Source organism: Aminobacter niigataensis (assembly GCF_946995915.1).
Classification (GTDB): Bacteria; Pseudomonadota; Alphaproteobacteria; order Rhizobiales; family Rhizobiaceae; genus Aminobacter; species Aminobacter niigataensis.
Genome location: NZ_OX341517.1, coordinates 63731 through 84841, shown reverse-complemented (window position 1 = coordinate 84841; position 21111 = coordinate 63731). Strand labels below are relative to the sequence as shown.

Genomic DNA, 21111 nt, shown 5'->3' with positions numbered 1-21111 from the left:
TTCTCGCCTCCGCCCGCCCGACGGCGGGCGGAGGCAATTGCCCTGCCAACTGGAAGTGAGAAACGCTTTCCATGACCGGTATCGAGTCCCAGCCCGCGCCGACCGTCCTTTCGCCTGAAGTCGAAGAAGCGATCGAAGGCCTGCCGCCGGGTTTCGGCGAGGGGTTGGCCGGGCGCATCGCTTTCGGCATTGCGGTTGCCTTCTCCGGCTTCCAGCTGTGGACCGCCGCCTATGGCAACCTGCCGAGCCAGGTGGTGCGCGCAATGCATGTCGGCTTCCTGCTGCTGCTCGGCTTTGCGCTTCTGGCAAACCTGCGCGCCAGGGGCACCGTTGGCAAAGCCTGGTTCTGGACGTTGGGGGTGCTGGGTTTCCTGACCGGCATCTACAACTGGGTGTTCTATTTCGACCTGATCCGCCGTGCCGGCTTCCACACCACGCTCGACCTCGCCATGGGCGCGCTGCTGATCGTGCTGGTGTTCGAGGCGGCGCGACGACTGATGGGGTTGCCGCTGGCAATCATCGCAGGCCTGTTCCTCGCCTATTGCTTCTTCGGCCAGTACCTGCCGCCGCCCTTCATCCATCGCGGCTATGACGTGGCCCAGATCATCGAGCATTTCGGCTTCGGCACCGAGGGTATCTACGGCACGCCGGTCTATGTCTCGGCCGCCTATATCTTCATCTTCGTGGTCTTCGCCGCCTTCCTCGAAAAGGCCGGCATGATAGCACTGTTCAACGACTTCGCTCTCGGGTTCGTCGGCGCCTGGCGCGGCGGGCCGGCGCAGGTCTGCGTGCTGTCGTCGGCACTGATGGGCACCATCTCCGGCTCGGGCGTCGCCAATGTCGTGGCCAGCGGCCAGTTCACCATTCCGCTGATGAAGCGCTTCGGCTTCCGCTCGGCTTTCGCCGGCGGCGTCGAGGCGACCTCGTCGATGGGCGGCCAGATCATGCCGCCGGTCATGGGCGCTGTCGCCTTCATCATGGCCGAAACGCTCAACATCCCCTACGCCGAAGTGGTCAAGGCGGCGCTGATCCCGGCTCTGCTCTACTTTGGCGCCTGCTTCTGGATGGTGCATCTCGAATCCGGCAAGTTCGGGCTCAAGGGCATGGACAAGGCGACACTGCCCGACCCGTGGGATGCGGTGAAGAAGCACTGGCCGCTGGTGCTGCCGCTGGCCGCGCTCGTCTACCTGCTGTTTGCCGGCTACACGCCGATCTTCGCCGGCACCATGGGGTTGGCACTGACCATCGTGCTGATCCTCGGCACGCCGCTCGCGGCGCTGATCGGTCCCTTTGCCTTTCGCGTGGTGTTCTGGGTGGCGCTCGGGTTGGCCGCCGCCGCCTTCATGAAATTCGGCGTCAACCTGCTCGTGCTGGTGATCGGCGCGCTGGTGCTGGCCTGCGCTGTGTTCAAGGGCGGGCGCGAGACGCTGCTGATCTGCGTCGACTCGCTCGCCGAAGGCGCCAAGAACGCGCTGCCCGTCGGCATCGCCTGCGCCATCGTCGGCATCGTCATCGGCACGCTGACGCTGACCGGCATCGCCTCCACCTTCATCGGCGCCATCATCGCCATCGGCGAGAACAACCTGTTCCTGTCGCTGGTGCTGACCATGCTGACCTGCCTGGTGCTCGGCATGGGCATTCCGACGATCCCCAACTACATCATCACCTCGTCGCTTGCCGGCCCAGCACTGCTCGAGCTCGGCGTGCCCTTGCTGGTCAGCCACATGTTCGTCTTCTATTTCGGCATCATGGCCGATCTCACGCCACCCGTGGCGCTCGCCGCCTTCGCCGCCGCACCGATGGCCAAGACCTCGGGCATGAAGATTGCCGTCCAGGCCTCCAAGCTGGCAGTTGCCGGCTTCGTCGTGCCGTTCATGGCGGTCTACACGCCGGCCCTGATGCTGCAGGATCCGGGGCCGATCGCCGCCAGCTTCGGCTATCCCGTCGAGGTCGCCTACATCTTCGTCAAGGCCTGCCTCGGCATTGCGCTGTGGGGGGCCGCGGTGGTCGGCTTCCTGTTCGCGCGCATCGCCGTTTGGGAACGGCTGCTGGCCTTTACCGCAGGCGTTCTGTTGGTGCTGGCCCTGCCGCTGACCGACGAGGCCGGCTTCGCGCTGGCGTTCATCTGGGGCGGCTGGCACTGGTGGCGGTCGCGCCAGGCCGCTGCCCTGGCATGAGCCTGTGCATCGCGGCCGGCTCCAAGGCAGTGACCATGGCGGTCGCCGCCTTCACCCTGTCTTGGACCCATTCGGTCGAAAAGACCCGCTGGGAGGAGGACTGGCTGGTGACGCCGGCCGGGCTGGAGATCGTCGAGGCCCGCGTCAGGGGCTCGGGCGCCGGCATGGAACCCGCCGAAGGCGCCAGGCTGGTGGATGGCTGGTGGATCTACGTGCCCAGGCTCGGGCCGCAGCCAAGCGTCATGCTGGCCGCATCGGGTGCGACCGGCGCGGGCTGGACGCTGTGCGCCGAGGGGCGCTGCATGACGCTCGGCGCCGAGGCCGGCGAGACGGTCGTCATCAGGGCCTGTGCTGCAAACCCTAGCCCCGAACTGGACCGGTGAAAATACCACCCTGGCGGACCATCCCGGCGCTTGAGAAGCCACGCGAGGCCATGTCAAATCACGCCAAGGGGGGACAAGAAAATGTACAAGCTCTATACGCGTGCCGGCAGCGGCGGCTTCGTCGTCGAGGCGGCACTCGAACTGGCTGGCGTGCCATTCGAATGCATCAATGTCGTCAAGGGCACAGACCCCGACGGCAGGTTCCGCACCATCAGCCCGCTCGGCCAGGTGCCGGTGCTGGTGCTGCCGGATGGCAGCGCGATGACCGAGTCGGCGGCGATGTGCCAGTTGATTGCCGAGCGCCACCCCGATGCACGGCTTGCGCCGGCAGCGGGTGCACCCGGGCGTGCCGACTTCCTGCGCTGGCTCACCTTCCAGTCGTCGGTGATGTATCCGGCGCTGCTGCGCTACTACTATGCGCAGCGCTATTCGGCCGACCCGCAAGGCAAAGAGGCGGTGAAGGTCGCGGCCGTTGCCGAAACCGATCGCGGCTTCGGCATTCTCGATGCCGCGTTGCAGGATCGCAGCTGGCTTGCCGGCGAACACATGTCGATCGCCGACGTCTATCTCCTGATGCTTGCATATTGGCATCCCGAGGCCGGCAAGGTCGCTGCGACCTGGCCGGACATCGAGCGCATCTGCACGATGCTGCGCGACGTGCCGGTCATCAAGGACCTGAACGTGCGCCACGAGCTGTGGTGAGGCCGGGAGCGACTCTCGACCTCGGTGCATGGAGCTGTGGGGGCGTGAAGCAGCCGGGCTTGCGCCGCCGGCGGGCGTAGCCGCTAGAGGCGGGTCGAGACGATCGCCCGGCGTTCGCCGCGCAACGTGGTGGTGCGGTGATCGCTGGTTGGCCGGGCGATGCGGCTTTCGTGGCGTCCGGTAACGGTCATGATCAGTGGAACGTTACGCGCGACTGAAGCGTGTTGGTGCGGCGTGCGCAGGCAGGTCCCGGGCCGCGCATGTAGTGGCGCTCGGGGCGGTAGGTCGGTGCGATGAATTCGCGAAGCGCCGATGCGGCGTGAGTGATTTGGTTCCAGATAGCCATTGTTCTTATCCCTGTCCCTTCGGGGCTCGTCCCGAACGTGGAAGCGATCATAGCCGGCGGGTGTGAATCTTCGGTGAACGCGATGTTAATCTTCGTGTGAAAATGCGCCCGATCGGGGCCGAATTGCGTTCTTTTCTAGGCATTTAGGCCTGATCGGGCGGCATTGGTTAAGATGTGTCTTTTGCGCCACGGATGTATCCGCAATTTGCCGTGCGGCTATCCACAGGTTTCAGCCCGTCGTTACATCGAAGGACGGCGTCGGGCAGGGCCGGCTCTGGATTTTGGCTTCAGGCGAGGAAGGTCTTTTCGAATGCGCGCCTGCCCGGAGGCGTGAATTCGACTACGCGGCTGCCGGCCGGCCGGCGCGCCCATTTCTCGGCGATGATCTTGTCGAGGATGGCGCTGCCCAGCGATCCCGCGAGATGCGAGCGACGCACGCTCCAGTCGAGGCAGGCGCGGCACATCGGCCGGCGCGAGGCGCCGAGCCCCGGGGTGTCGATGCCGATGGCGGCAAAGAAGCTGGCGCCCGCCGGGCCGAGCCGGACCGCGTCGTCGTTTTGCACGATGATTTCTTCGGCGACGAAGCGGTCGAACATCGCCACCGCGTGGTCGCCGGCGAGGTGGTCGTAGCAGATACGGGCTTCGCGCATCGACTTGTCGCGCGGCCCCGGCCGGGCGCGCTGGGGCCCGGAGTGGGCGGCGACGCCGCTGATCGCCTCGATCATCGCCGCCACCTCCGTTCCGGCCAGCGCGTAGTAGCGATGCCGGCCCTGGCTCGCCACGGTCAGCAGCTTGCCGTCCATCAGCTTGGCGAGATGCGAGCTTGCCGTGGGCAGGCTGACGCCGGCTTCCAGCGCCAGTTCGCTGGCCGTCAGCGCACCGCCGTCCATCAGCGCGGTCAGCATGTTGGCGCGGGCAGGATCGCCGACAAGGCTGGCGATACGGGCGATGTCGGGGCCTTCCTTCATGGCAGCCTTACCTCCATGGTTAGATGGTAGTCGAAGCGTTCTCGTCAGGCAATGCGTATTCTCCAGCCATGGAAAGGAGCAACGCCATGACACCGAACACCCAATCCGCCACCGCGCCGAAACGCCTGCCGCTCGGTTCATTCGGCCGGATGCTGGCCTTCCTCGCCCGCGGCTATGACCGGCACCTGCAACGGCTCGACCTCTCAGAACTGACCGACGACCAGCTCGACGACATCGGCCTCAGCCGCCGCGACGTGACGCGTGAAGTCGCAAAACCCTTCTGGCGCTAGCACGCCAATCCGGCCGGACGCTTCGATGCCGGCCGAACCATTCCCAACATTTCCGGAGACCAAGATGACCATCACCTGCTTCATTCGCTACCAGATCGACCCCTTCGGCAAGGCGGCGTTCGAGCAGTACGCCCACAACTGGGGCCAGGTGATCCCGCGCTGCGGCGCCGACCTTGTCGGCTATTTCGCACCGCACGAGGGGTCGGCGACGACCGCCTACGGCGTCTACAACATCGAGAGCCTGGCCGCCTACGAGGCCTACCGGGCGCGGCTGATGGCCGATCCGCTCGGCCGCGAGAACTATGAGTTTTCCAAGCGCGAAAGGTTCATCCTGAAGGAGGACCGCATCTTCCTGAAGCTGGCCTCGGGGCCGCATGCCGAAAGGGTCCTGCCGTGATCGCCGTCATCTTTGAGGTCGAGCCGGCGGAGGGCCGGCGCGACGCCTATCTCGGCATCGCCGCCGATTTGCGCCCGCTGCTCGATGGCATCGACGGCTTCCTGTCGATCGAGCGCTTCCAGAGCCTCGCCAATCCCGACCGCCTGCTGTCGCTGTCGTTTTGGCGCGACGAGGCGGCGGTGAAGGCGTGGCGCAACACCGAGGAACATCGGCAGGCGCAGGTGGCCGGGCGTGGTGGCGTGTTTTCGGATTATCGCCTGCGCATCGCCCATGTCGTGCGCGACTATGGGCTGAGCGAGCGGACGGAGGCGCCCACGGACAGTCGGGCGGTGCATGGGTAAAGGCGTGTAGGTGGCAGCGCCTCCTCACCCGGCCTCCGCTGCGCTCGGCCGACCTCTCCCTACGGGGAGAGGAGGATTGAGAGGTAGTCATTCCTCTTCTCCCCACCGGGGAGAAGATGGCCGCGAAGCGGCCGGATGAGGGGGCGACGTGGCTAGGCATTCCCGATCAGCACGCCCGCGGCAAGGACCAGTGCGCCGCCGAGCACCACCTGGAAGGTGGCGCGCAGGAACGGCGTTTCCATGAAGCGGTTCTGGATGTAGGCGATGGCCCAGAGTTCGAAGAAGACGACGACCCCGGCGACCGTGGTTGCGGTCCAGAAATGCGGGATGAGATAGGGCAGCGCGTGGCCGAGGCCGCCGACCGTGGTCATGATGCCGGAGGCGAGGCCGCGCTTGAGCGGCGAACCGCGGCCCGAAAGCTTGCCGTCGTCGTGGGCGGCTTCGGTGAAGCCCATCGAGATGCCGGCGCCGACCGAGGCGGACAGGCCGATGAGGAAGGTCTGCCAGGTGTCCTGCGTGGCAAAGGCGGCGGCAAAGATCGGCGCCAGCGTCGAGACCGAGCCGTCCATCAGGCCGGCGAGGCCTGGCTGGACATAAGTCAGTATGAACTGGCGCCGCTCGCTCGTCCTTTCCTCGTCCTTGACGTCCTCGGGCACGTGCTTGTCGCCCAACCGATGGGCGAGTGTTTCGTGGCTCTGCTCGGCAGCGGCGAGGTCGCCCAGCAGCTTCCGGGTCGAGGCGTCGCTCGTCCGCTTCATCGCCTCGACATAGAAGCGATAGGCTTGGCGCTCCATTTCCTCGGCCTGGTCGCGGACCTTGTCGATGCCGAGCGGTCGCACCAGCCAGTCGGGCTTGCGCTCGTAGTAGCCGCGCACATGCTCGCGTCGGATGAGCGGAATGCGCTCGCCGAAGCGGGCGCGGTGCAATTCGATCAGCGCGGCGCGATGGCCGTCCTCTTCCTCGGCCATGGCGTCGAACACCTTGGCCGATTGCGGAAACTCGTCGCGCAGCCCGTCGGCATAGGCGCGATAGATGCGGCCGTCGTCCTCCTCCGACGATATTGCGAGGGCCAGAATCTCCTGCTCGGACAAGGAATCGAAAGCGCGGCGGCCGAAGCCGAAGACACGGGACAGCATAGGCGAATCTTCCAGTTTAGAATAATTCTAAACTAGGTAATCGACGCTCGCCGGTCAATGCTCGAAGTCGAAGCGTGACTTTTTTGCCGCACGCCGCAAGGTCGTGAAACGGCGTTCCTTGTTATAGCCCAATGTTTGGCTATATAGCCTAATCTCACCTGATAGAAGGCCTGATAGAAGGAATGCACCATGGCGGCCAGGCAGCACGCGCACCACATCGACCCCAAGCCCGTGCTCGAGCTGATCGCCAGCATCGAGGCAGACCTGGCCCGGCTCAAGGGCATGCTCGAGCCTGCGCCGGAAAAGTTCGACCCGGCCAATCCGCACAACAAGACCTGCGACGGCAAGCTGACGCCCGACGGCGTCGAGTGCTGCTACCGCATGTTCGACGAGGGCAGTTCGCGCTACTCGGTGGCCCGCGCAATGAAGATCTCGTTCGCCGCCGCCACCCACCGCTTCAACGCCTGGCGCAAGGCCGGCGGCGAAAAGCGGGTGCGCTCGCTGCTGGGGTGAAGGGTATCTTTTCCTTCTCCCCCTGTGGGAGAAGGTGGATCGGCGCGCAGCGCCGAGACGGGTGAGGGGTGCTGGCTGGAGTCGACGTCTCCTACATCATCGCCGGTCTCTTCAAGGTCGTGCTTCGTCCAGCACCCCTCATCCGCCCCTTCGGGGCACCACAAGGTGAGAAAGGGACGCTGGCTACGGCGCCTCATTCCCCGACAGAACCTGCGCCGCACCTGCCACGGCATTGCGGAAGGCATCGTCGAAACCGATGCCCGAGATGCCCCAGCTGACATGCGGTGCCGGTCCTGCGAGCTGCCAGCTGGCGACCCAGCCGAGGTCCTTGTCGCTCCAAACCACCGTGCCGGTGAGCGCGATGCCGGTCGCCTTGGCCAGTCCGTCGAGCCTTGTCGGATTGGTCCCTGCCATCGCCGCCGGATCAAGACCGGCTTGCACGAGTTCGTCGCGTGTCGGCAGCGCAAGCGGCAAGGCCAGGCGGGCAGCGGCGGCAAGCAACGCCGTACGCATGTCCCCGTCGCGCGGGTCCGGGCTGTCATCGGCAAGCATCGTGCCCGTGCCTTTCATGTCGCGTATCGCAACGACGGCCATGACAAGGGGACGATCGCGCCACGGCTTGCCGCCGAGCGTGGCCAGGAACGCGTCGAGCTTCCCTTCGTCGAAGACACAGGTCAGGTCGTGCGGCCGGTCGTAGCTGCCCTGCTCGTCATGGATCGGGATGCCGCCCATGCGGTCGCGGAAGGTGTGGCTGGCGATCAGGTCGCCGGCATGGCTCGCCTGTTCGGCAACGCGCGGCTCGTTGAGCAGTCGGGAGTTGCCGGTCACCCTGACCACCACGTCGCGCAGGCACTGGGCAAAGCCGATGTCGCGCCGCTCGGGCGCGGTGCCACTCGTGATGGTGTTGACGGTGTAAAGGTCGGATGCCGCTGCCGGGCAAGGCAAGGCCATGGCCAGCAGTGCCGCTGCAATCCAGTTACGCATTCCGCCGCGAGGCATGTGCCGCATTCTCTGTTAGGGTGCGCAACCTATCAGAGCAATGGCCGATGCAGAAGCCAGTCCAACGTGCGGCGGAAGCGGCCCCGCGTGGCCCAGTTCCTGCGACCCTTGCCGAAATTCCCGGCATGGATGAAAAATTCCTCCGGCGCCTGTCGAAATCGAGCTCCGTCGGGCGACATCCGTTTGGCCCGCGACGATGCGGCCTGGAAACGCAGGAGACGACGATGCAGTACATGCTTCTCATCCACTTCGAAGAGACACCGGGAGAGGTTCCCGGCCCCGAGGCGGCCAAGCAGATGGGCGCGCCCTATGCCGCCTACAACGAGGCGCTGATCAAGGCTGGCGCGCTGGTATCGGGCGAACGCCTGCAACCTTCGGCCACCGGCACCATCGTGCGCGTCCGCGACGGCAAGACGCAAGTGCTCGACGGCCCCTTCGCCGCCACCAAGGAACAGCTGGGCGGCTACTACGTCATCGAGGCGCGCGACCTCGACGCCGCGCTCAACTGGGCCGCACGCTGCCCGAGCGCCAGCAATGGCACGATCGAAGTGCGGCCCATCTGGCCGACCCGCTAGGCATGGCTTCTTCCGCGGAACAGGCACGGACGGCGGCCGAGGCCGCTGCCCGCCAGAGCTATGGCAGGCTGGTCGCCTACCTTGCTTCGCGCACCCGCGACGTCGCTTCGGCCGAGGATGCGCTCGCCGACGCCTTTGCCGCCGCACTTGTCAAATGGCCTGAGACGGGCGTGCCGCTGCATCCTGAAGCCTGGCTGCTGACGGTGGCGCGCCGCCGCTCCATCGACCAGCAGCGGCGGCGTGCCGCCGGGGAGGCCGGCCAGGAACACCTGCGCCTGATCGGCGAGGAGCTGGAGCAGGAAATGGCGCGCGAAAAGTTTCCCGACGACCGGCTCGGCCTGATCTTCGCCTGCGCCCATCCGGCGATCGATCCCGGCGTGCGTGCGCCGTTGATCCTGCAGGCCATCCTCGGCTTCGATGCCGCCGCCATCGCCTCGGCCTTCCTGGTTTCGCCGGCGACCATGGGCCAGCGCCTGGTGCGGGCCAAGGCGCGCATCAGGCAGGCCGGCATCCCCTTCCGCATTCCCGAAGCGGCGGAACTGGGCGAAAGGCTCTCGGCTGTGCTGGAGGCCATCTACGCCGCCTTCGCCGAAGGCTGGAGCGATCCGGCCGGGGCCGAGTCCCGCCGCCGCAACCTGGCCTCGGAGGCCATCGGGCTCGGCCGGCTGCTGGTCGAGCTGATGCCTGGCGAGGGCGAGGCGGCCGGGCTCCTGTCGCTCATGCTGCATGCCGAATCCCGCCGCGCGGCTCGCCGCGATGCCGCCGGCGAGTTCGTTCCGCTCAGCGAGCAGGACACGCTTCGGTGGGATGCCGACATGATCGTCGAGGCCGACGCGCTGCTTCAGCGTGCCGGGCTTTTCGACGGCATCGGCCGCTACCGGATCGAGGCGGCGATCCAGTCGGCCCATGCGGCGCGCCGCTTCACCGGCCGCACCGACTGGGCTGCGATCGCCACCCTTTATGCCGGCCTGATGACACTCACCGCCTCGCCCGTCATCGCCGTCAATCATGCGGTGGCGGTAGCCTATGCCGTCGAGCCGGCGAGGGGGCTCGCCCTGCTCGACGCCATCGATGACGCTCGCCTCGACCAATACCAGCCCTACTGGGCGGCCCGCGCCGAACTGCTGTCGCTTGGCGGCGATTTCCTGGAAGCCGGCAAGGCCTACGAGATTGCGACCGGCCTCGAAACCGATGCCGCCGTCCGCCGCTTCCTGCAACGAAAACGGGCGGCTCTCGCCGCCCGGTAAAGCTTCTCCCGCAAGAGGAGAGGGGAAAGTCGCCCCTTAGTTGCCAAGTCCCTCGAACAGCACCGTCGACAAATAGCGCTCGGCGAAGGACGGGATGATGACGACGATGTTCTTGCCGGCGTTTTCCGGTCGCGATCCGACGATCACGGCAGCTTGCAAAGCCGCACCGGAGGAGATGCCGACAGGCACGCCTTCGAGGCGCGCGACCAGGCGGGCGTTGGCCACCGCATCCTCGTTGGAGACCTTGACGATCTCGTCATAGATGGTGGTGTCCAGCACCTTCGGCGCGAAGCCGGCGCCGATGCCCTGGATCTTGTGCGGGCCCGGCTGGCCGCCGGACAGGATCGGCGACCCCTCGGGTTCGACGGCAACCACGTGCAGCGACGGCTTGCGGGCCTTGATCACCTGGCCGACGCCGGTGATGGTGCCGCCGGTGCCGATACCGGCCACGAAGATGTCGATCGACCCTTGCGTGTCGTTCCAGATTTCTTCCGCCGTCGTCGCGCGGTGGATCTCGGGATTGGCCGGGTTCTCGAACTGCTGCGGAATGACCGCGTTCGGGATGGTCTGCACCAGCTCCTCGGCCTTGGCGATGGAGCCCTTCATGCCCTTGGCGCCTTCGGTCAGCACCAGTTCGGCGCCGAGCAGCGCCAGCATCTTGCGGCGCTCGATCGACATCGTCTCGGGCATGGTCAGGATCAGCTTGTAGCCCTTGGCGGCGGCGGCAAAGGCAAGTGCGATGCCGGTGTTGCCCGAAGTCGGCTCGATCAGCGTGCTCTTGCCCGGCTCGATGCGGCCGTCGGCCTCGAGCGCCTCGATCATGGCAACGCCGATGCGGTCCTTGACGGATGCGATCGGGTTGAAGAATTCGAGCTTGGCGATCAGGTTCGCCACCACGCCCTTTTCCTTGGCAAACTTGTCGAGCCGCACCAGAGGCGTATCGCCGATGGTTTCGGTGATCGAGCCATAGATGCGGCCGCGACCGGGCGCACGCGTGGAGGTGACGGGCTTGTTCATCGATTTCGCTCCCGAAATAGGCCTGAGATTTGAGCGACGAAGATAGGGTGTCGCAGGGCAAATTCCGAGTGGGCGTCGTGCTGATTAGGCGCATTTCCCGGAAACACGTTTCCGGGAAAGCCAAATTCTAGGAATGATATTCCTGCTCGTTCCTACTGGCGGACGGCAATCGCTGCCGCGGCACCGACCATGAAGGTTGCGGCGGTGCGGTTGAGCAGCTTCAGCGCTCGTGGTGTCTTGAGGAACCAGCGCGCCTTCGACGCCAAGAGCAGATACGGCACCAGCACGACCATCAGCACCGCCACCGTGATGGCAACCAGGATGCCGTAGTCGCCGAGCGTCAGCGAATGCAGGTCGACGACCGTCGGCGTGATCGCCAGGTAGAAGATCATCGTCTTGGGATTGCCCAGCGTCACCGTCAGCCCGGCGAGGAAGCTCGACAGCAGCCCGCCCTTACCCTTTCTCGCCTCGATCGTCTCGGGCGTGATGCCGCTGGTCCAGAAATTCCAGGCGAGGTAGGCAAGATAGGCGACGCCCAGCCACTTGATGGCCAGGAACACCATGCCGAAGGACTGGGCGACGAAGGCCAGGCCCAGCACCACGGCGGTGAGGTAGGTCAGGTCGCCGACAACCAGTCCCAGCGACATCGCCAGCGATGAGCGGAAGCCGGAGCCGAGCGCGCGCGCCACCAGTGCGGTCACGCCCGGGCCGGGGATGGCGGCGGCAACGGCCAGCGCGCCGCTATAGGCAAGAAATCCTGCAAGGGTCATCGGAAGGCTCGCGCGTCGATCGGGAGGCGACGATATCGCACGAAAGCGGTTTCCTGTGAATGTCGCGACGGTTGGGCCAGCGATCACATTTTCCCGGAAGACGCTTCAGACATCGACATTGGTCCCCGCCTCGTGTATGCGCACGGTCCCGCTGCGGCCTTTCTCGAGGATCGGCCGCCCGATCACGCAGAAAAATTCAGGACGAGACGATGCGACCGGCTTTCGGCGGCATAGACTTTGGCACTTCCAATTCAACCGTTGGCGTCATCGAGAACGGCCGCCCGCGCCTCGTTGCGCTCGAGGGCGAGAACGTCACGCTGCCTTCGGCCATCTTCTTCAACTTCGAAGACAACCAGACGGCACTTGGCCGCCGTGCCATCGGCGAATACACCGACGGCGCCGAAGGCCGCCTGATGCGCGCGCTGAAAAGTGTGCTCGGTAGTTCGCTGGTGCATGAGAAGACCCGCATCAAGGCGCGCCAGATCGCCTTCACCGACATCATCGGCATGTTCGTCGGCCATCTCAAGGATCGCCTCGAAGGCCATGTCGGCGAGTCGGTCGAAAATGTCGTGCTCGGCCGCCCGGTCCAGTTCGTCGACGACAATCCCGAAGCCGACGCCGCAGCCCAGGGCGAGCTGGAAAAGGCTGCCCGCGCGCAGGGCTTCAAGCACATCGACTTTCAGTTCGAGCCGATCGCCGCAGCCCTCGACTACGAGCGCACCGTGACGCGCGAAGAGCTGGCGCTGATCGTCGACATGGGCGGCGGCACCTCCGACTTCTCCATCGTCCGCGTCTCGCCCGAACGGGCCGCGGCACCCGACCGCAAGGCCGACATCCTCGCCAACCGAGGCGTCCACATTGGCGGCACCGACTTCGACCGCCTGCTCAGCATCGCCCACGTCATGCCCGAGCTCGGCTATCTCACGCCGACCAAGGACGGCAAGCGCAACCTGCCGGCCGGCTATTTCATCGACCTCGCCACCTGGCAGCGCATCAACCTGCTCTACACGCCCAAGGCCAGGCTCGACCTGCGCCAGATCCGTTTCGAGGCACAACGTCCCGAACTCATCGACCGGCTGATCGAGGTCGTCGACCAGCGTTTCGGCCACGCTCTGGCGACCAGGGTCGAGAAGGCCAAGATCGAGCTGACCGACGCCGACGCAGCCTCCATCGACGTTTCGCTGCCAGCGGCGAAGTTCACCGCGTCGCTGACCAGGCAGGGGCTGGAGGACACCATCCGCGCCGCGGTCGGCCGCGTCACGGCGACCGTCGCCGATACGCTTGAAGAAGCGCAGGTGCAGGCCAGCGACATCACCGCCGTCTTCCTCACCGGCGGCTCGACCGCCATTCCTCTGGCACGCCAGAGCATCCTGGCGCTGGTGCCGGAAGCCAGGATCGTCCAGGGCGATGCCTTCGGTTCCGTCGGCCTTGGCCTGGCTCTCGATGCGCAGCGCAAGTTCGGCTGACGCAGGCTACGATCTTGCCTGTCGGCGGAGGCGGCCCAGAAGGCCGTCATTCCCGGCCTCGTGAGCGAGCGGAGAGTGTCGGGAATCCATGCCGTGACGATGATGACGTCGTCCACAGTTCAGAAAGCCACGGCCGGAGACTGCGGTCAGGCTACCCGACTGCCTTCTCTGCCTTGAGCAGCTCCTGCGCGTCCTTTACCGAGGCGGCATAGCTGACGGCGGGATGCTTGACGCCGTGGTTGATCAGCATCCGCCGCGTCTGCGGCGATGCCCCGGTGATGAAGAAGCGGACGCCTGCCTGCCGCGCCTTGCGGGCGGCGCCTTCGAGCACGTTCGCTGCTGTTGAGTCGAGAAACGGCACGCCCGAGCAGTCAAGGATGAAGTTCTTGCGCTGGTCGGCGATGCGGTCGAGCACGGCCCCCACGGTCGAGGCCGCGCCGAAGAAGAACGCTCCCGAAATGCGGTAGATGACGGTGTCGGCATCGCCGGCGTCGCTCGCCTCGTATGCGTGGCGGCTGCCATTGGTGGCGTCGGCGACATCCTCCTGCACCAGCGGCTGATCGCTTTCCACCGCGATGCTTTTGGCCATGCGGTCGATGAACAGGATCGAGCCAAGCGCAAAGCCAACGACGATGCCTTCGGTCAGGTCGCGGAACACTACCAGCAGGAACGTCACCATCAGCACCAGCGCGTCGCCCCATGACGAGCGGATCAGTGTGGCGAAGGCCTGTTTCTCGACCATGTTCCAGGCCACCACGGCGAGCACGCCGGCCAGCGCCGCGAGCGGGATGTAGGAGGCAAGCGGTGCGGCCACCAGCATGAAGGCGAGCAGGAAAAGCGCGTGCAGCATGCCTGATACCGGACCGTGCGCGCCGGCCCGCACGTTGGTCGCCGTGCGGGCAATGGTACCGGTCACGCAGATGCCGCCGAACAGTGCGGCACCGATGTTGGCGAAGCCCTGTGCCACCAGTTCGCAGTTCGAGCGATGCCGCCGCCCGGTCATGCCGTCGGCGACGACCGCCGACAGCAGCGACTCGATGGCGCCGAGAAGCGCAAAGGCCACCGCATCCGGCAGCACCGCCAGCGCCTTGTCCATGCTGAAGGCGGGCAGGGCAGGCCAGGGCAGGCTGCGCGGAATGCCGCCGAAGCGCGTGCCGATGGTCTCCAACGGCAGGGTCAGCAGCGTAACGGCCAGAGAAGCCACGCCCACCGCAATCAGCATGCCCGGCCAGCCCGGGCGCCAGCGCTTGAGCAGCAGGATGGTGCCGATGGTCAGCACCGCCACCGCCACGGCTGATGGGTTCACCGTGGCCGCCGCCTCGGCCAGCGCCCTCAGCTTCGGCACCAGCGCACCGGGTTCCTTGCCGCCGAGCGTCAATCCGAACATCTCGCTGAGCTGGCTGGCGAAGATGATGACGGCAATGCCGGCGGTGAAGCCGACCGTCACCGGATAGGGGATGAACTTGATGTAGGTCCCGAGCCTGAGGTAGCCGATCGCCGTCAGGAACACGCCGGCCATGGCAGTGGCGAGGATCAGCCCGTCTATGCCTTCGCGCGCCACTGTCGCCGACACCAGCACGATGAAGGCGCCAGCCGGTCCGCCGATCTGGAAGCGGCTGCCGCCGAGCGTCGAGACGATGAAGCCGCCGATGATCGCCGTGAACAGGCCTTTGTCCGGCGACACGCCAGATGCGATGGCGATGGCCATCGACAATGGCAGCGCCACGATCGCCACCGTCAGCCCGGCAATCGCATCGGCCTTGAACTGCCTCGCGCCATAGCCCTCGCGCAGAACCGTCACCAGCTTGGGCGTGAACAGTTCCGCGAAGGTCGGTTGCCTGTGCTGTCTTGAATTGCTGCCTGCGTCCATCATCCGCACCACTGGAAACGCGGCGGGATCGTCGGCAAGACTGTCGGCGGTCGCCGTCGCGACTACATCATGCGGATCGCCGGGAACCTCAGGCCCTTTTCTTCAGGCGCACGCCCCGGCCGCCGGTCTCGTTCTCGCCGATCAGCTCCACGCCGGCGGCGTCGAGCGCCTCGATGACCTTGGTCAGTGTGTCGACCACGCCACGCACCACGCCCTCGCTCGCTTCCATGCGCTGTATCGTCGGCACCGAGACGCCGGCCAGTTCGGCGAGCGTCTTCTGGTCGATGCCTGCCAGCGCTCGTGCGGCGCGCATCTGTGCGGCTGTGATCACTGAGATGTTCCCGTCTCGATCCGCAACATCAATGTATCATACATTCATGTTGATGTTTCAAGCATCATTATTGATGTAGGGTATATCATTCGTCGCCGGCTTGCGGGCGCATCAGAGTGCGGCTGACCAGCCAGCATAGCGTCGCCCAGGCAAAGCCGGCGCACCAGCCGGCCAGGACGTCCGACGGCCAGTGGACGCCGAGATAGACGCGGCTGATACCGACCATCAGGGTCGTCAGCACGGCCACGGCGAAGACGAAGATCGTCGTCGCCCGTCCGGGCAGGAAGCGCGCCAAAAGCGCGCCGAGCGTCAGGTAGGTCACCGCCGACAGCATCGCGTGACCGCTGGGAAAGCTCATGGTGTAGACCTGCGCCAGATGCGGCACGAGGTCGGGCCTGGGGCGGTCGATGCCGAGCTTGAGCAGGCTCGACAGCACCTGGCCGCCGGCCACCGAGGCGAAGACGAACAGCGCCGGGCCCCAGCGCCTGGTCATGCCGAGATAGATGACGACGATGGCGGTGATGTAGATCAGCACCGACGCGCTGCCGAGGGCGGTGATGTCGCGCATCGCCTCTTCCAGCCAGGACGGGCCGATCGGATCGGCCGTGTTGCCGGCCTCGCGGAAGAACAGCAGGATGTCGGTGTCGAAGGCGTGCGGCGCGGCATCGCGTGCGACCTCGGACAATTCGACGAAGCCCCACAGCCCGCCGGCGATGACGATACCGGCTGCCAAAAGCGAGAATTCGATCCTGTTCCACAGTTTCTGATGCATCGTCCTGCCGTCTGCCTGCTGCGTTTGGTTGCGGAGTGAGGCTCCGCGCGTCGAAAGATGGGAAACCGTCCTCGTCGGGAAAAGACGTTGAAACGAAAATGCCGCGGTGCTTCGCGCCTGAACAAGGCGCTGTTCCGTCAGGCTCTATAGCCAAGGCCGACTTTCGGCGAAACTGTCATGCTACTGTTATCTCGCCCGATTAGCGGTGCCGGCGAACCCCAAGCCGTACACCAGCCAGAGGTCGACATCATGAACCAGCCCTACGATCAGAAATTCCGCACCAGCCTGCTCGAGGACAATGACGGTCCCGGCCACAACCCGACCGACAACCGCACCATGGGCGACATCATCGCCAAGCGTTTCTCGCGCCGCGGCTTCCTCAAGGGCTCCCTCGCCGTTTCGGCCATCGCCGCCACCGTCAGCCCCATAGCCATCATCCTCGCCGACGATGCCCGCGCCGCCGGCGGCTCGGCCTTCAACTTCGACGAGGTCGCGGCCGGCATCGACGACAAGCATCATGTTGCCGCCGGCTACGATGCCGACGTGCTGCTGCGCTGGGGCGACCCGATCTTCGCCGACGCGCCCGAATTCGATCCGCTCAACCAGTCGGCGGAAGCGCAGACCAGGCAGTTCGGCTACAACAACGACTATGTCGGCTACATCGAGCTCGAAGGCTCGTCCGAGCACGGCCTTCTGGTCGTCAACCACGAATACACCAACGAGCACCTGATGTTCCCCGGCATCGTCAAGATCGTCGAGGGCAAGATCGAGGTCGCCCCCGCCGACCAGAAGCGCGTCGACATCGAACTCGCCGCCCATGGCGGTTCGATCGTCGAGATCCGCAAGGTTTCAGGCAAGTGGCAGGTCGTCCGCGACGGCAAGCTCAACCGCCGCATCACCGCCACCACCGAGATGCAGCTGACCGGCCCGGCTGCCGGCCACGATCGTCTCAAGACCAATACTGACGCATCGGGCACCAAGGTCTTCGGCACGCTGAACAATTGCGCCGGCGGCGTCACGCCCTGGGGCACCTACATCATGGCCGAGGAAAACTTCCACGGCTATTTCGGCGGCGAGCTGCCGGCCGACCACCCCGAAGCCGCCAACTACAAGCGCCTCGGCGTGCCGGAAGGCACCTATGAGTGGTTCAAGTTCTACGACCGCTTCGACGTCTCCAAGGAGCCGAACGAGCCCAACCGCTTCGGCTGGATCGTCGAGGTCGACGTCAACGATCCGAACTCGCTGCCGAAGAAGCGCACCGCGCTCGGCCGCTTCAAGCACGAGGGCGCCGAATCCATCGTCGCCAGCGACGGCCGCGTCGTCTTCTACCTCGGCGACGACGAGCGCTTCGACTACGTCTACAAGTTCGTGACCGCCGGCAAGTTCAACCCCGACAACCGCGCCGCCAATCTCGACCTGCTCGACGACGGCACGCTCTACGTCGCCAAATTCGCCGAGGACGGCGCCTTCGAATGGCTGCCGCTGGTCCAGGGCGAAGGCCCGCTCACTGCCGACAACGGCTTCGTCAGCCAGGCCGACGTGGTCATCGAGACGCGCCGCGCCGCCGACCTGCTCGGCGCCACCAAGATGGACCGTCCCGAGGACATCCAGCCCAACGGCGTCAACGGCAAGGTCTATGTCATGCTGACCAATAACACCAAGCGCAAGGCCGACCAGGTCGACGCCGCCAACCCGCGCGCCGAAAACGCCTTCGGCCACATCATCGAGCTGATCGAGGACGCCGGCGACTTCACCGCCACCAAGGGCAAGTGGGAAGTGCTGCTCAAGTGCGGCGATCCCGCGATTGCCGAGGTCGGCGCCTCGTTCTCGACCTCGACCACCGAGAATGGCTGGTTCGGCATGCCCGACAACTGTGCAGTGGATTCCGCCGGCCGCCTCTGGGTTTCGACCGACGGCAACTCGCCCAAGGCCACCGGGCGCACCGACGGCCTGTGGGCGGTCGACACCGAGGGCGAGGCGCGCGCGACCTCCAAGCTGTTCTTCCGCGTGCCGGTCGGGGCCGAGATGTGCGGCCCGCTGTTTGCGCCCGACGACCAGACCGCCTTCGTCGCCGTCCAGCATCCGGGCGACGGCGGCGAGGACTGGGAAGGCTTTGGCCGTCCGTCCTACTACGAGGACCTGTCGACCCGCTGGCCCGACTTCAAGCCGGACATGCCGGTGCGTCCGGCCGTCGTCGCCATCACCAGGCAGGGCGGCGGCAAGATCGCCGTCTGATCCGGACCGAACCGATGTAACGAGAATGGGGGCCTGATGGCCCCCATTTGCTTTGGTTGACGAATCGCAGCCGTCTCGGCATCCTTTTCCTGCGCGTGGCCTACGCCGAACCTCCTCGGACCTTCCCCAGCATGGTCCCCCCAGGAGGCAAAGGGACTTCAGTCTCGGGTCGCTGTCCTTGGTCCTGATGTTTCGGATGTGCTTGCTGGGGAACGCCTTCCGAGACGTGAAAGGCCCGACAATGACGGAAAACGGCAACTTCAAGCGGCGTGTGCGTGCACGTGCCGCCAAGACCGGCGAGTCCTACACGGCAGCGCTCAGGCATATCCGCGGCACTGCGCCAAACGACCTCGCACCTAAACCCAAGTCGCTGCGTTTGGCTGTGGCCCAAACCACCGCCTGCGACGATCCCCGCGACATCGCTGGCCTGCGCGGCTGCGGGCAGGACATGCGGCGCCTGATGCGTGAGGCGCACCGGGCGGGTGCAAGGCTCGTGCACTTTCCCGAGGGCGCGACTTGCTCCCCCAACAAGCGCATCATGTCCAGCACTGGCCGCGACCAGATCGGCCCTGCCGATTGGAGCCGCTTCGAATGGTCCGTCCTTCGCGAGGAACTCGCCGCGACGAGGCAGCTCGCGCGCGAGCTCCGCTTATGGACGGTCTTCGGCTCGGTACATCCACTCACCCCGCCCAACCGGCCGCACAACAGCCTCTATGTCGTCTCCGACCGCGGCGAGCTGGTGACGCGCTACGACGAGCGCATGCTGTCCAACACCAAGATCTCGTTCATGTATGCGCCGGGCTCGATCCCTGTCACATTCGAAGTCGACGGCATCGGCTTCGGTTGCACGCTGGGCATGGAGTCGCACTTCCCGGAAATCTTCGCCGAATACGAGCGGCTCGGCGTCGATTGCGTGCTGTTCTCGACCACCGGCGGATTTGCGATCGATGGCCCGGACTTTGCCGCCGAGATGCAGGGACATGCGGCAGCCAACAGCTACTGGGCTGGTTTCGCCGTCCATGCCCAAAACAGCGCTCCCTCGGGCATCGTGGCACCCGGCGGACGATGGGTCGCGCAGTGTCCGGCGGATGGAACAGCCTTGATCGCCGTCGCCGACATCGACGACAACAGGGGAAATCTTGCCCGCCTCTGGAGGCGAACGGCCCGGTCGGGCATCTACCAGCCGCATCTGGTCGACGACGATCCGCGAAGCGGCGGTCGCGACACCTTCTAGGCCTCAGGCATGTAAAAGAATGCGCTGCCCGCAACGGCCTGCTGCGGGCGGCATCATGATCGGAAGGGATTGCCGTTCCGGCCGCGCGATCATTTCCCGGCCAGTGCCGGCCCAAGCGTGATCAGTGCCACCGCCACGACCGCGAGCCCGACGCCGATGCCTTGGATGCCGCTCAGCTTCTCGCCGAAAAAGACGATGGCGACCAGGTTGACGGCGATCAGCTGGATCACCGCCGACAGCGAGAACGACACCGACATGCCGAAGTCGCGCACCAGCCGCAGCATGATCAGGTTGCCGAGCGAATAGAGGATCAGCGTCACCACCAGCTTGCCGATGGTCGGCTCGATGCCCCAGGTCTTGGCCACCATCGCGGCAATCAGGAAGATGACGGTCGAAAAACCGAGCAACGAAAGGCCGATGGCGGACATTTTCAGGCAAGCTCCCACGAATGTCCGCGATTTGCTCCGAATGCCGCACCGGCGTCAAGCAGGGGGGCGACACGCTCCAACGCTATCGCGCCATCGCGCACAAAAACCCTCCCGTCCAGAGACGGGAGGGCGCTTGGCCAAAAGTCTTGGGAGCCCCTGATTCCATCAGGGATAGGTACACTTGCCCTTCTGCGGTTCACCCTGCGGGCCCGGCGTGCCGGTTTCCTCCCAGTCGCCGCCGTGGCCGGCGCAATAGGCGATCATCAGGTTGCACGACGCCTTGTTGTTGCACGTCTCGACATGGCCCTCGGCCTGTCCGCCGCCGTCCGGCGCCTTGAGCCCGAGTTGGTGCGGCGGCGGGGCCGGCACGCGTGCCTTGAGCTGTGCGGCCGAGGCCGCACCGGCAAAGGCCGACATCGAAAGGGCCAGCGTCGCGATCATCGACGAGCGGATGATGGTGTTGGTCATGCTCATGTCAGGTTCTCCTCTGGGACACTTGCGGCTCGCTGGCCGCCACGATCATGTGTGTCCCGGCGGGAGAGGAAGGTTCACGCGCAGATGGAAAAAATGATCGAGCGGATTCCGGTGTCAGGCGTTGGCTTGTGTTTCGGGGCGGAGCGTCAGACGCCGATGTCGGCAGACCAAATCCTGCACCGCCTTTGATCTCGTCACGGTCACGGCATGGATTCCCGACACTCTCCGCTCGTTTCACTCGCTCACGAGGTCGGGAATGACGGATTTCAGGTGTCGTCTCGGCCAATCGTCAACGTTGGGACGTGGCTAAACACCGAGTCTGCCAGCCAATCGGGTTGGAAATTTGCGGAAGCCCCCCCGCCTCCGTCGTTCCCGACCTCGTGAGCGAGTGAAACGAGCGGAGAGTGTCGGGAATCCATGCCGTGACATCGGGCGAGATC

Annotated in this window: 23 protein-coding genes; 12 read left to right on the top strand and 11 right to left on the bottom strand. The window is 65.7% G+C overall.

The window, feature by feature from the left end:
* Window positions 1-71: 71 nt before the first annotated feature.
* The 3 genes from O1Y97_RS00425 to O1Y97_RS00415 all read left to right on the top strand — a co-directional run bounded on the left by O1Y97_RS00425 (window position 72) and on the right by O1Y97_RS00415 (window position 3262).
* Complete coding sequence (locus O1Y97_RS00425) at window positions 72-2177, top strand: TRAP transporter permease (protein WP_108605451.1); 2106 nt, start codon at window positions 72-74, stop codon at window positions 2175-2177.
* On the top strand, window positions 2174-2560 hold the full coding sequence (locus O1Y97_RS00420; RefSeq protein WP_108609547.1) for a DUF1850 domain-containing protein: 387 nt from the start codon (window positions 2174-2176) through the stop codon (window positions 2558-2560). Before O1Y97_RS00425 ends, O1Y97_RS00420 begins: the two co-directional genes overlap by 4 nt.
* A gap of 81 nt (window positions 2561-2641) precedes the next feature.
* Window positions 2642-3262, top strand: coding sequence for a glutathione S-transferase family protein (locus O1Y97_RS00415; RefSeq protein WP_108605450.1), 621 nt, complete (start codon window positions 2642-2644; stop codon window positions 3260-3262).
* A gap of 193 nt (window positions 3263-3455) precedes the next feature.
* Here O1Y97_RS00415 and O1Y97_RS00410 read toward each other — a convergent pair whose 3' ends face one another.
* Together O1Y97_RS00410 and O1Y97_RS00405 are read right to left on the bottom strand one after the other, a co-directional pair.
* Window positions 3456-3608, bottom strand: a complete 153-nt coding sequence (locus tag O1Y97_RS00410) for a hypothetical protein (protein ID WP_183262895.1) — start codon at window positions 3606-3608, stop codon at window positions 3456-3458.
* A 287-nt stretch (window positions 3609-3895) separates the two neighbouring features.
* Entirely contained in the window at window positions 3896-4576 is a 681-nt protein-coding gene (locus O1Y97_RS00405; RefSeq protein ID WP_318762718.1) for an ArsR/SmtB family transcription factor, read from the bottom strand.
* A gap of 86 nt (window positions 4577-4662) precedes the next feature.
* Here O1Y97_RS00405 and O1Y97_RS00400 point away from each other — a divergent pair, with 86 nt between their 5' ends.
* The 3 genes from O1Y97_RS00400 (at window position 4663) to O1Y97_RS00390 (ending at window position 5604) form a co-directional block, all read left to right on the top strand.
* Entirely contained in the window at window positions 4663-4866 is a 204-nt protein-coding gene (locus tag O1Y97_RS00400; RefSeq protein WP_108609546.1) for a DUF1127 domain-containing protein, read from the top strand.
* Between the two features lie 64 nt (window positions 4867-4930).
* Window positions 4931-5263 (top strand): NIPSNAP family protein, encoded by a 333-nt coding sequence (locus O1Y97_RS00395; protein WP_108609545.1) that lies wholly within the window; start codon window positions 4931-4933, stop codon window positions 5261-5263.
* On the top strand, window positions 5260-5604 hold the full coding sequence (locus tag O1Y97_RS00390; RefSeq protein WP_108605448.1) for an antibiotic biosynthesis monooxygenase family protein: 345 nt from the start codon (window positions 5260-5262) through the stop codon (window positions 5602-5604). The genes O1Y97_RS00395 and O1Y97_RS00390 overlap by 4 nt, the downstream gene beginning before the upstream one ends.
* Window positions 5605-5756: 152 nt before the next feature.
* Here the strand turns inward: O1Y97_RS00390 and mbfA are convergent, their stop codons facing one another.
* On the bottom strand, window positions 5757-6740 hold the full coding sequence (gene mbfA, locus O1Y97_RS00385) for an iron exporter MbfA (protein ID WP_108605447.1): 984 nt from the start codon (window positions 6738-6740) through the stop codon (window positions 5757-5759).
* Window positions 6741-6929: 189 nt separating this feature from the next.
* Here mbfA and O1Y97_RS00380 point away from each other — a divergent pair, with 189 nt between their 5' ends.
* Window positions 6930-7253, top strand: coding sequence for a hypothetical protein (locus tag O1Y97_RS00380; protein ID WP_108605446.1), 324 nt, complete (start codon window positions 6930-6932; stop codon window positions 7251-7253).
* Window positions 7254-7436: 183 nt separating this feature from the next.
* Here the strand turns inward: O1Y97_RS00380 and O1Y97_RS00375 are convergent, their stop codons facing one another.
* On the bottom strand, window positions 7437-8252 hold the full coding sequence (locus O1Y97_RS00375) for a DUF2066 domain-containing protein (protein ID WP_318762717.1): 816 nt from the start codon (window positions 8250-8252) through the stop codon (window positions 7437-7439).
* A gap of 224 nt (window positions 8253-8476) precedes the next feature.
* Between O1Y97_RS00375 and O1Y97_RS00370 the strand changes: the two genes are divergently transcribed.
* Complete coding sequence (locus O1Y97_RS00370) at window positions 8477-8827, top strand: YciI family protein (RefSeq protein WP_318762716.1); 351 nt, start codon at window positions 8477-8479, stop codon at window positions 8825-8827.
* A 2-nt stretch (window positions 8828-8829) separates the two neighbouring features.
* Window positions 8830-10074 (top strand): RNA polymerase sigma factor, encoded by a 1245-nt coding sequence (locus O1Y97_RS00365; RefSeq protein WP_318762715.1) that lies wholly within the window; start codon window positions 8830-8832, stop codon window positions 10072-10074.
* Between the two features lie 36 nt (window positions 10075-10110).
* Here O1Y97_RS00365 and cysK read toward each other — a convergent pair whose 3' ends face one another.
* Together cysK and O1Y97_RS00355 are read right to left on the bottom strand one after the other, a co-directional pair.
* Window positions 10111-11091, bottom strand: a complete 981-nt coding sequence (cysK, locus tag O1Y97_RS00360; RefSeq protein ID WP_108605443.1) for a cysteine synthase A — start codon at window positions 11089-11091, stop codon at window positions 10111-10113.
* Between the two features lie 152 nt (window positions 11092-11243).
* Window positions 11244-11861, bottom strand: a complete 618-nt coding sequence (locus tag O1Y97_RS00355) for a LysE family translocator (RefSeq protein ID WP_108605442.1) — start codon at window positions 11859-11861, stop codon at window positions 11244-11246.
* Between the two features lie 209 nt (window positions 11862-12070).
* On the opposite strand from O1Y97_RS00355, the gene O1Y97_RS00350 reads away from it, so the two are divergent.
* Complete coding sequence (locus tag O1Y97_RS00350; protein ID WP_108605441.1) at window positions 12071-13327, top strand: Hsp70 family protein; 1257 nt, start codon at window positions 12071-12073, stop codon at window positions 13325-13327.
* Window positions 13328-13478: 151 nt separating this feature from the next.
* Here O1Y97_RS00350 and O1Y97_RS00345 read toward each other — a convergent pair whose 3' ends face one another.
* From O1Y97_RS00345 to O1Y97_RS00335, 3 genes are all read right to left on the bottom strand, one after another.
* Window positions 13479-15200, bottom strand: coding sequence for a SulP family inorganic anion transporter (locus O1Y97_RS00345; protein WP_318762714.1), 1722 nt, complete (start codon window positions 15198-15200; stop codon window positions 13479-13481).
* A gap of 85 nt (window positions 15201-15285) precedes the next feature.
* A complete protein-coding gene (locus O1Y97_RS00340; RefSeq protein ID WP_183262883.1) occupies window positions 15286-15528 on the bottom strand; it encodes a helix-turn-helix domain-containing protein in 243 nt (80 codons plus the stop codon).
* Between the two features lie 85 nt (window positions 15529-15613).
* Window positions 15614-16300, bottom strand: coding sequence for a phosphatase PAP2 family protein (locus O1Y97_RS00335; protein ID WP_318762713.1), 687 nt, complete (start codon window positions 16298-16300; stop codon window positions 15614-15616).
* Between the two features lie 249 nt (window positions 16301-16549).
* Here O1Y97_RS00335 and O1Y97_RS00330 point away from each other — a divergent pair, with 249 nt between their 5' ends.
* Together O1Y97_RS00330 and O1Y97_RS00325 are read left to right on the top strand one after the other, a co-directional pair.
* A complete protein-coding gene (locus O1Y97_RS00330) occupies window positions 16550-18535 on the top strand; it encodes a PhoX family protein (RefSeq protein ID WP_318762712.1) in 1986 nt (661 codons plus the stop codon).
* Window positions 18536-18776: 241 nt separating this feature from the next.
* Complete coding sequence (locus O1Y97_RS00325; protein WP_318762711.1) at window positions 18777-19769, top strand: carbon-nitrogen hydrolase family protein; 993 nt, start codon at window positions 18777-18779, stop codon at window positions 19767-19769.
* Between the two features lie 89 nt (window positions 19770-19858).
* On the opposite strand, the gene O1Y97_RS00320 is transcribed toward O1Y97_RS00325, so the two are convergent.
* The gene (locus tag O1Y97_RS00320) at window positions 19859-20197 is read right to left on the bottom strand and encodes a hypothetical protein (protein ID WP_108605436.1); all 339 of its coding nucleotides are present in this window, start codon (window positions 20195-20197) and stop codon (window positions 19859-19861) included.
* Between the two features lie 165 nt (window positions 20198-20362).
* The gene (locus tag O1Y97_RS00315) at window positions 20363-20671 is read right to left on the bottom strand and encodes a hypothetical protein (RefSeq protein ID WP_318762710.1); all 309 of its coding nucleotides are present in this window, start codon (window positions 20669-20671) and stop codon (window positions 20363-20365) included.
* Window positions 20672-21111 lie beyond the last annotated feature (440 nt).

Bases quoted from the DNA above. Each gene is read 5' to 3' on its own strand.
- O1Y97_RS00425 (WP_108605451.1), top strand. From the start codon at position 72: ATGACCGGTATCGAGTCCCAGCCCGCGCCGACCGTCCTTTCGCCTGAA.
- O1Y97_RS00420 (WP_108609547.1), top strand. From the start codon at position 2,174: ATGAGCCTGTGCATCGCGGCCGGCTCCAAGGCAGTGACCATGGCGGTC.
- O1Y97_RS00415 (WP_108605450.1), top strand. From the start codon at position 2,642: ATGTACAAGCTCTATACGCGTGCCGGCAGCGGCGGCTTCGTCGTCGAG.
- O1Y97_RS00410 (WP_183262895.1), bottom strand. From the start codon at position 3,608: ATGGCTATCTGGAACCAAATCACTCACGCCGCATCGGCGCTTCGCGAA.
- O1Y97_RS00405 (WP_318762718.1), bottom strand. From the start codon at position 4,576: ATGAAGGAAGGCCCCGACATCGCCCGTATCGCCAGCCTTGTCGGCGAT.
- O1Y97_RS00400 (WP_108609546.1), top strand. From the start codon at position 4,663: ATGACACCGAACACCCAATCCGCCACCGCGCCGAAACGCCTGCCGCTC.
- O1Y97_RS00395 (WP_108609545.1), top strand. From the start codon at position 4,931: ATGACCATCACCTGCTTCATTCGCTACCAGATCGACCCCTTCGGCAAG.
- mbfA (WP_108605447.1), bottom strand. From the start codon at position 6,740: ATGCTGTCCCGTGTCTTCGGCTTCGGCCGCCGCGCTTTCGATTCCTTG.
- O1Y97_RS00380 (WP_108605446.1), top strand. From the start codon at position 6,930: ATGGCGGCCAGGCAGCACGCGCACCACATCGACCCCAAGCCCGTGCTC.
- O1Y97_RS00375 (WP_318762717.1), bottom strand. From the start codon at position 8,252: ATGCCTCGCGGCGGAATGCGTAACTGGATTGCAGCGGCACTGCTGGCC.
- O1Y97_RS00370 (WP_318762716.1), top strand. From the start codon at position 8,477: ATGCAGTACATGCTTCTCATCCACTTCGAAGAGACACCGGGAGAGGTT.
- O1Y97_RS00365 (WP_318762715.1), top strand. From the start codon at position 8,830: ATGGCTTCTTCCGCGGAACAGGCACGGACGGCGGCCGAGGCCGCTGCC.
- cysK (WP_108605443.1), bottom strand. From the start codon at position 11,091: ATGAACAAGCCCGTCACCTCCACGCGTGCGCCCGGTCGCGGCCGCATC.
- O1Y97_RS00355 (WP_108605442.1), bottom strand. From the start codon at position 11,861: ATGACCCTTGCAGGATTTCTTGCCTATAGCGGCGCGCTGGCCGTTGCC.
- O1Y97_RS00350 (WP_108605441.1), top strand. From the start codon at position 12,071: ATGCGACCGGCTTTCGGCGGCATAGACTTTGGCACTTCCAATTCAACC.
- O1Y97_RS00345 (WP_318762714.1), bottom strand. From the start codon at position 15,200: ATGATGGACGCAGGCAGCAATTCAAGACAGCACAGGCAACCGACCTTC.
- O1Y97_RS00335 (WP_318762713.1), bottom strand. From the start codon at position 16,300: ATGCATCAGAAACTGTGGAACAGGATCGAATTCTCGCTTTTGGCAGCC.
- O1Y97_RS00330 (WP_318762712.1), top strand. From the start codon at position 16,550: ATGAACCAGCCCTACGATCAGAAATTCCGCACCAGCCTGCTCGAGGAC.
- O1Y97_RS00325 (WP_318762711.1), top strand. From the start codon at position 18,777: ATGACGGAAAACGGCAACTTCAAGCGGCGTGTGCGTGCACGTGCCGCC.
- O1Y97_RS00320 (WP_108605436.1), bottom strand. From the start codon at position 20,197: ATGTCCGCCATCGGCCTTTCGTTGCTCGGTTTTTCGACCGTCATCTTC.
- O1Y97_RS00315 (WP_318762710.1), bottom strand. From the start codon at position 20,671: ATGAGCATGACCAACACCATCATCCGCTCGTCGATGATCGCGACGCTG.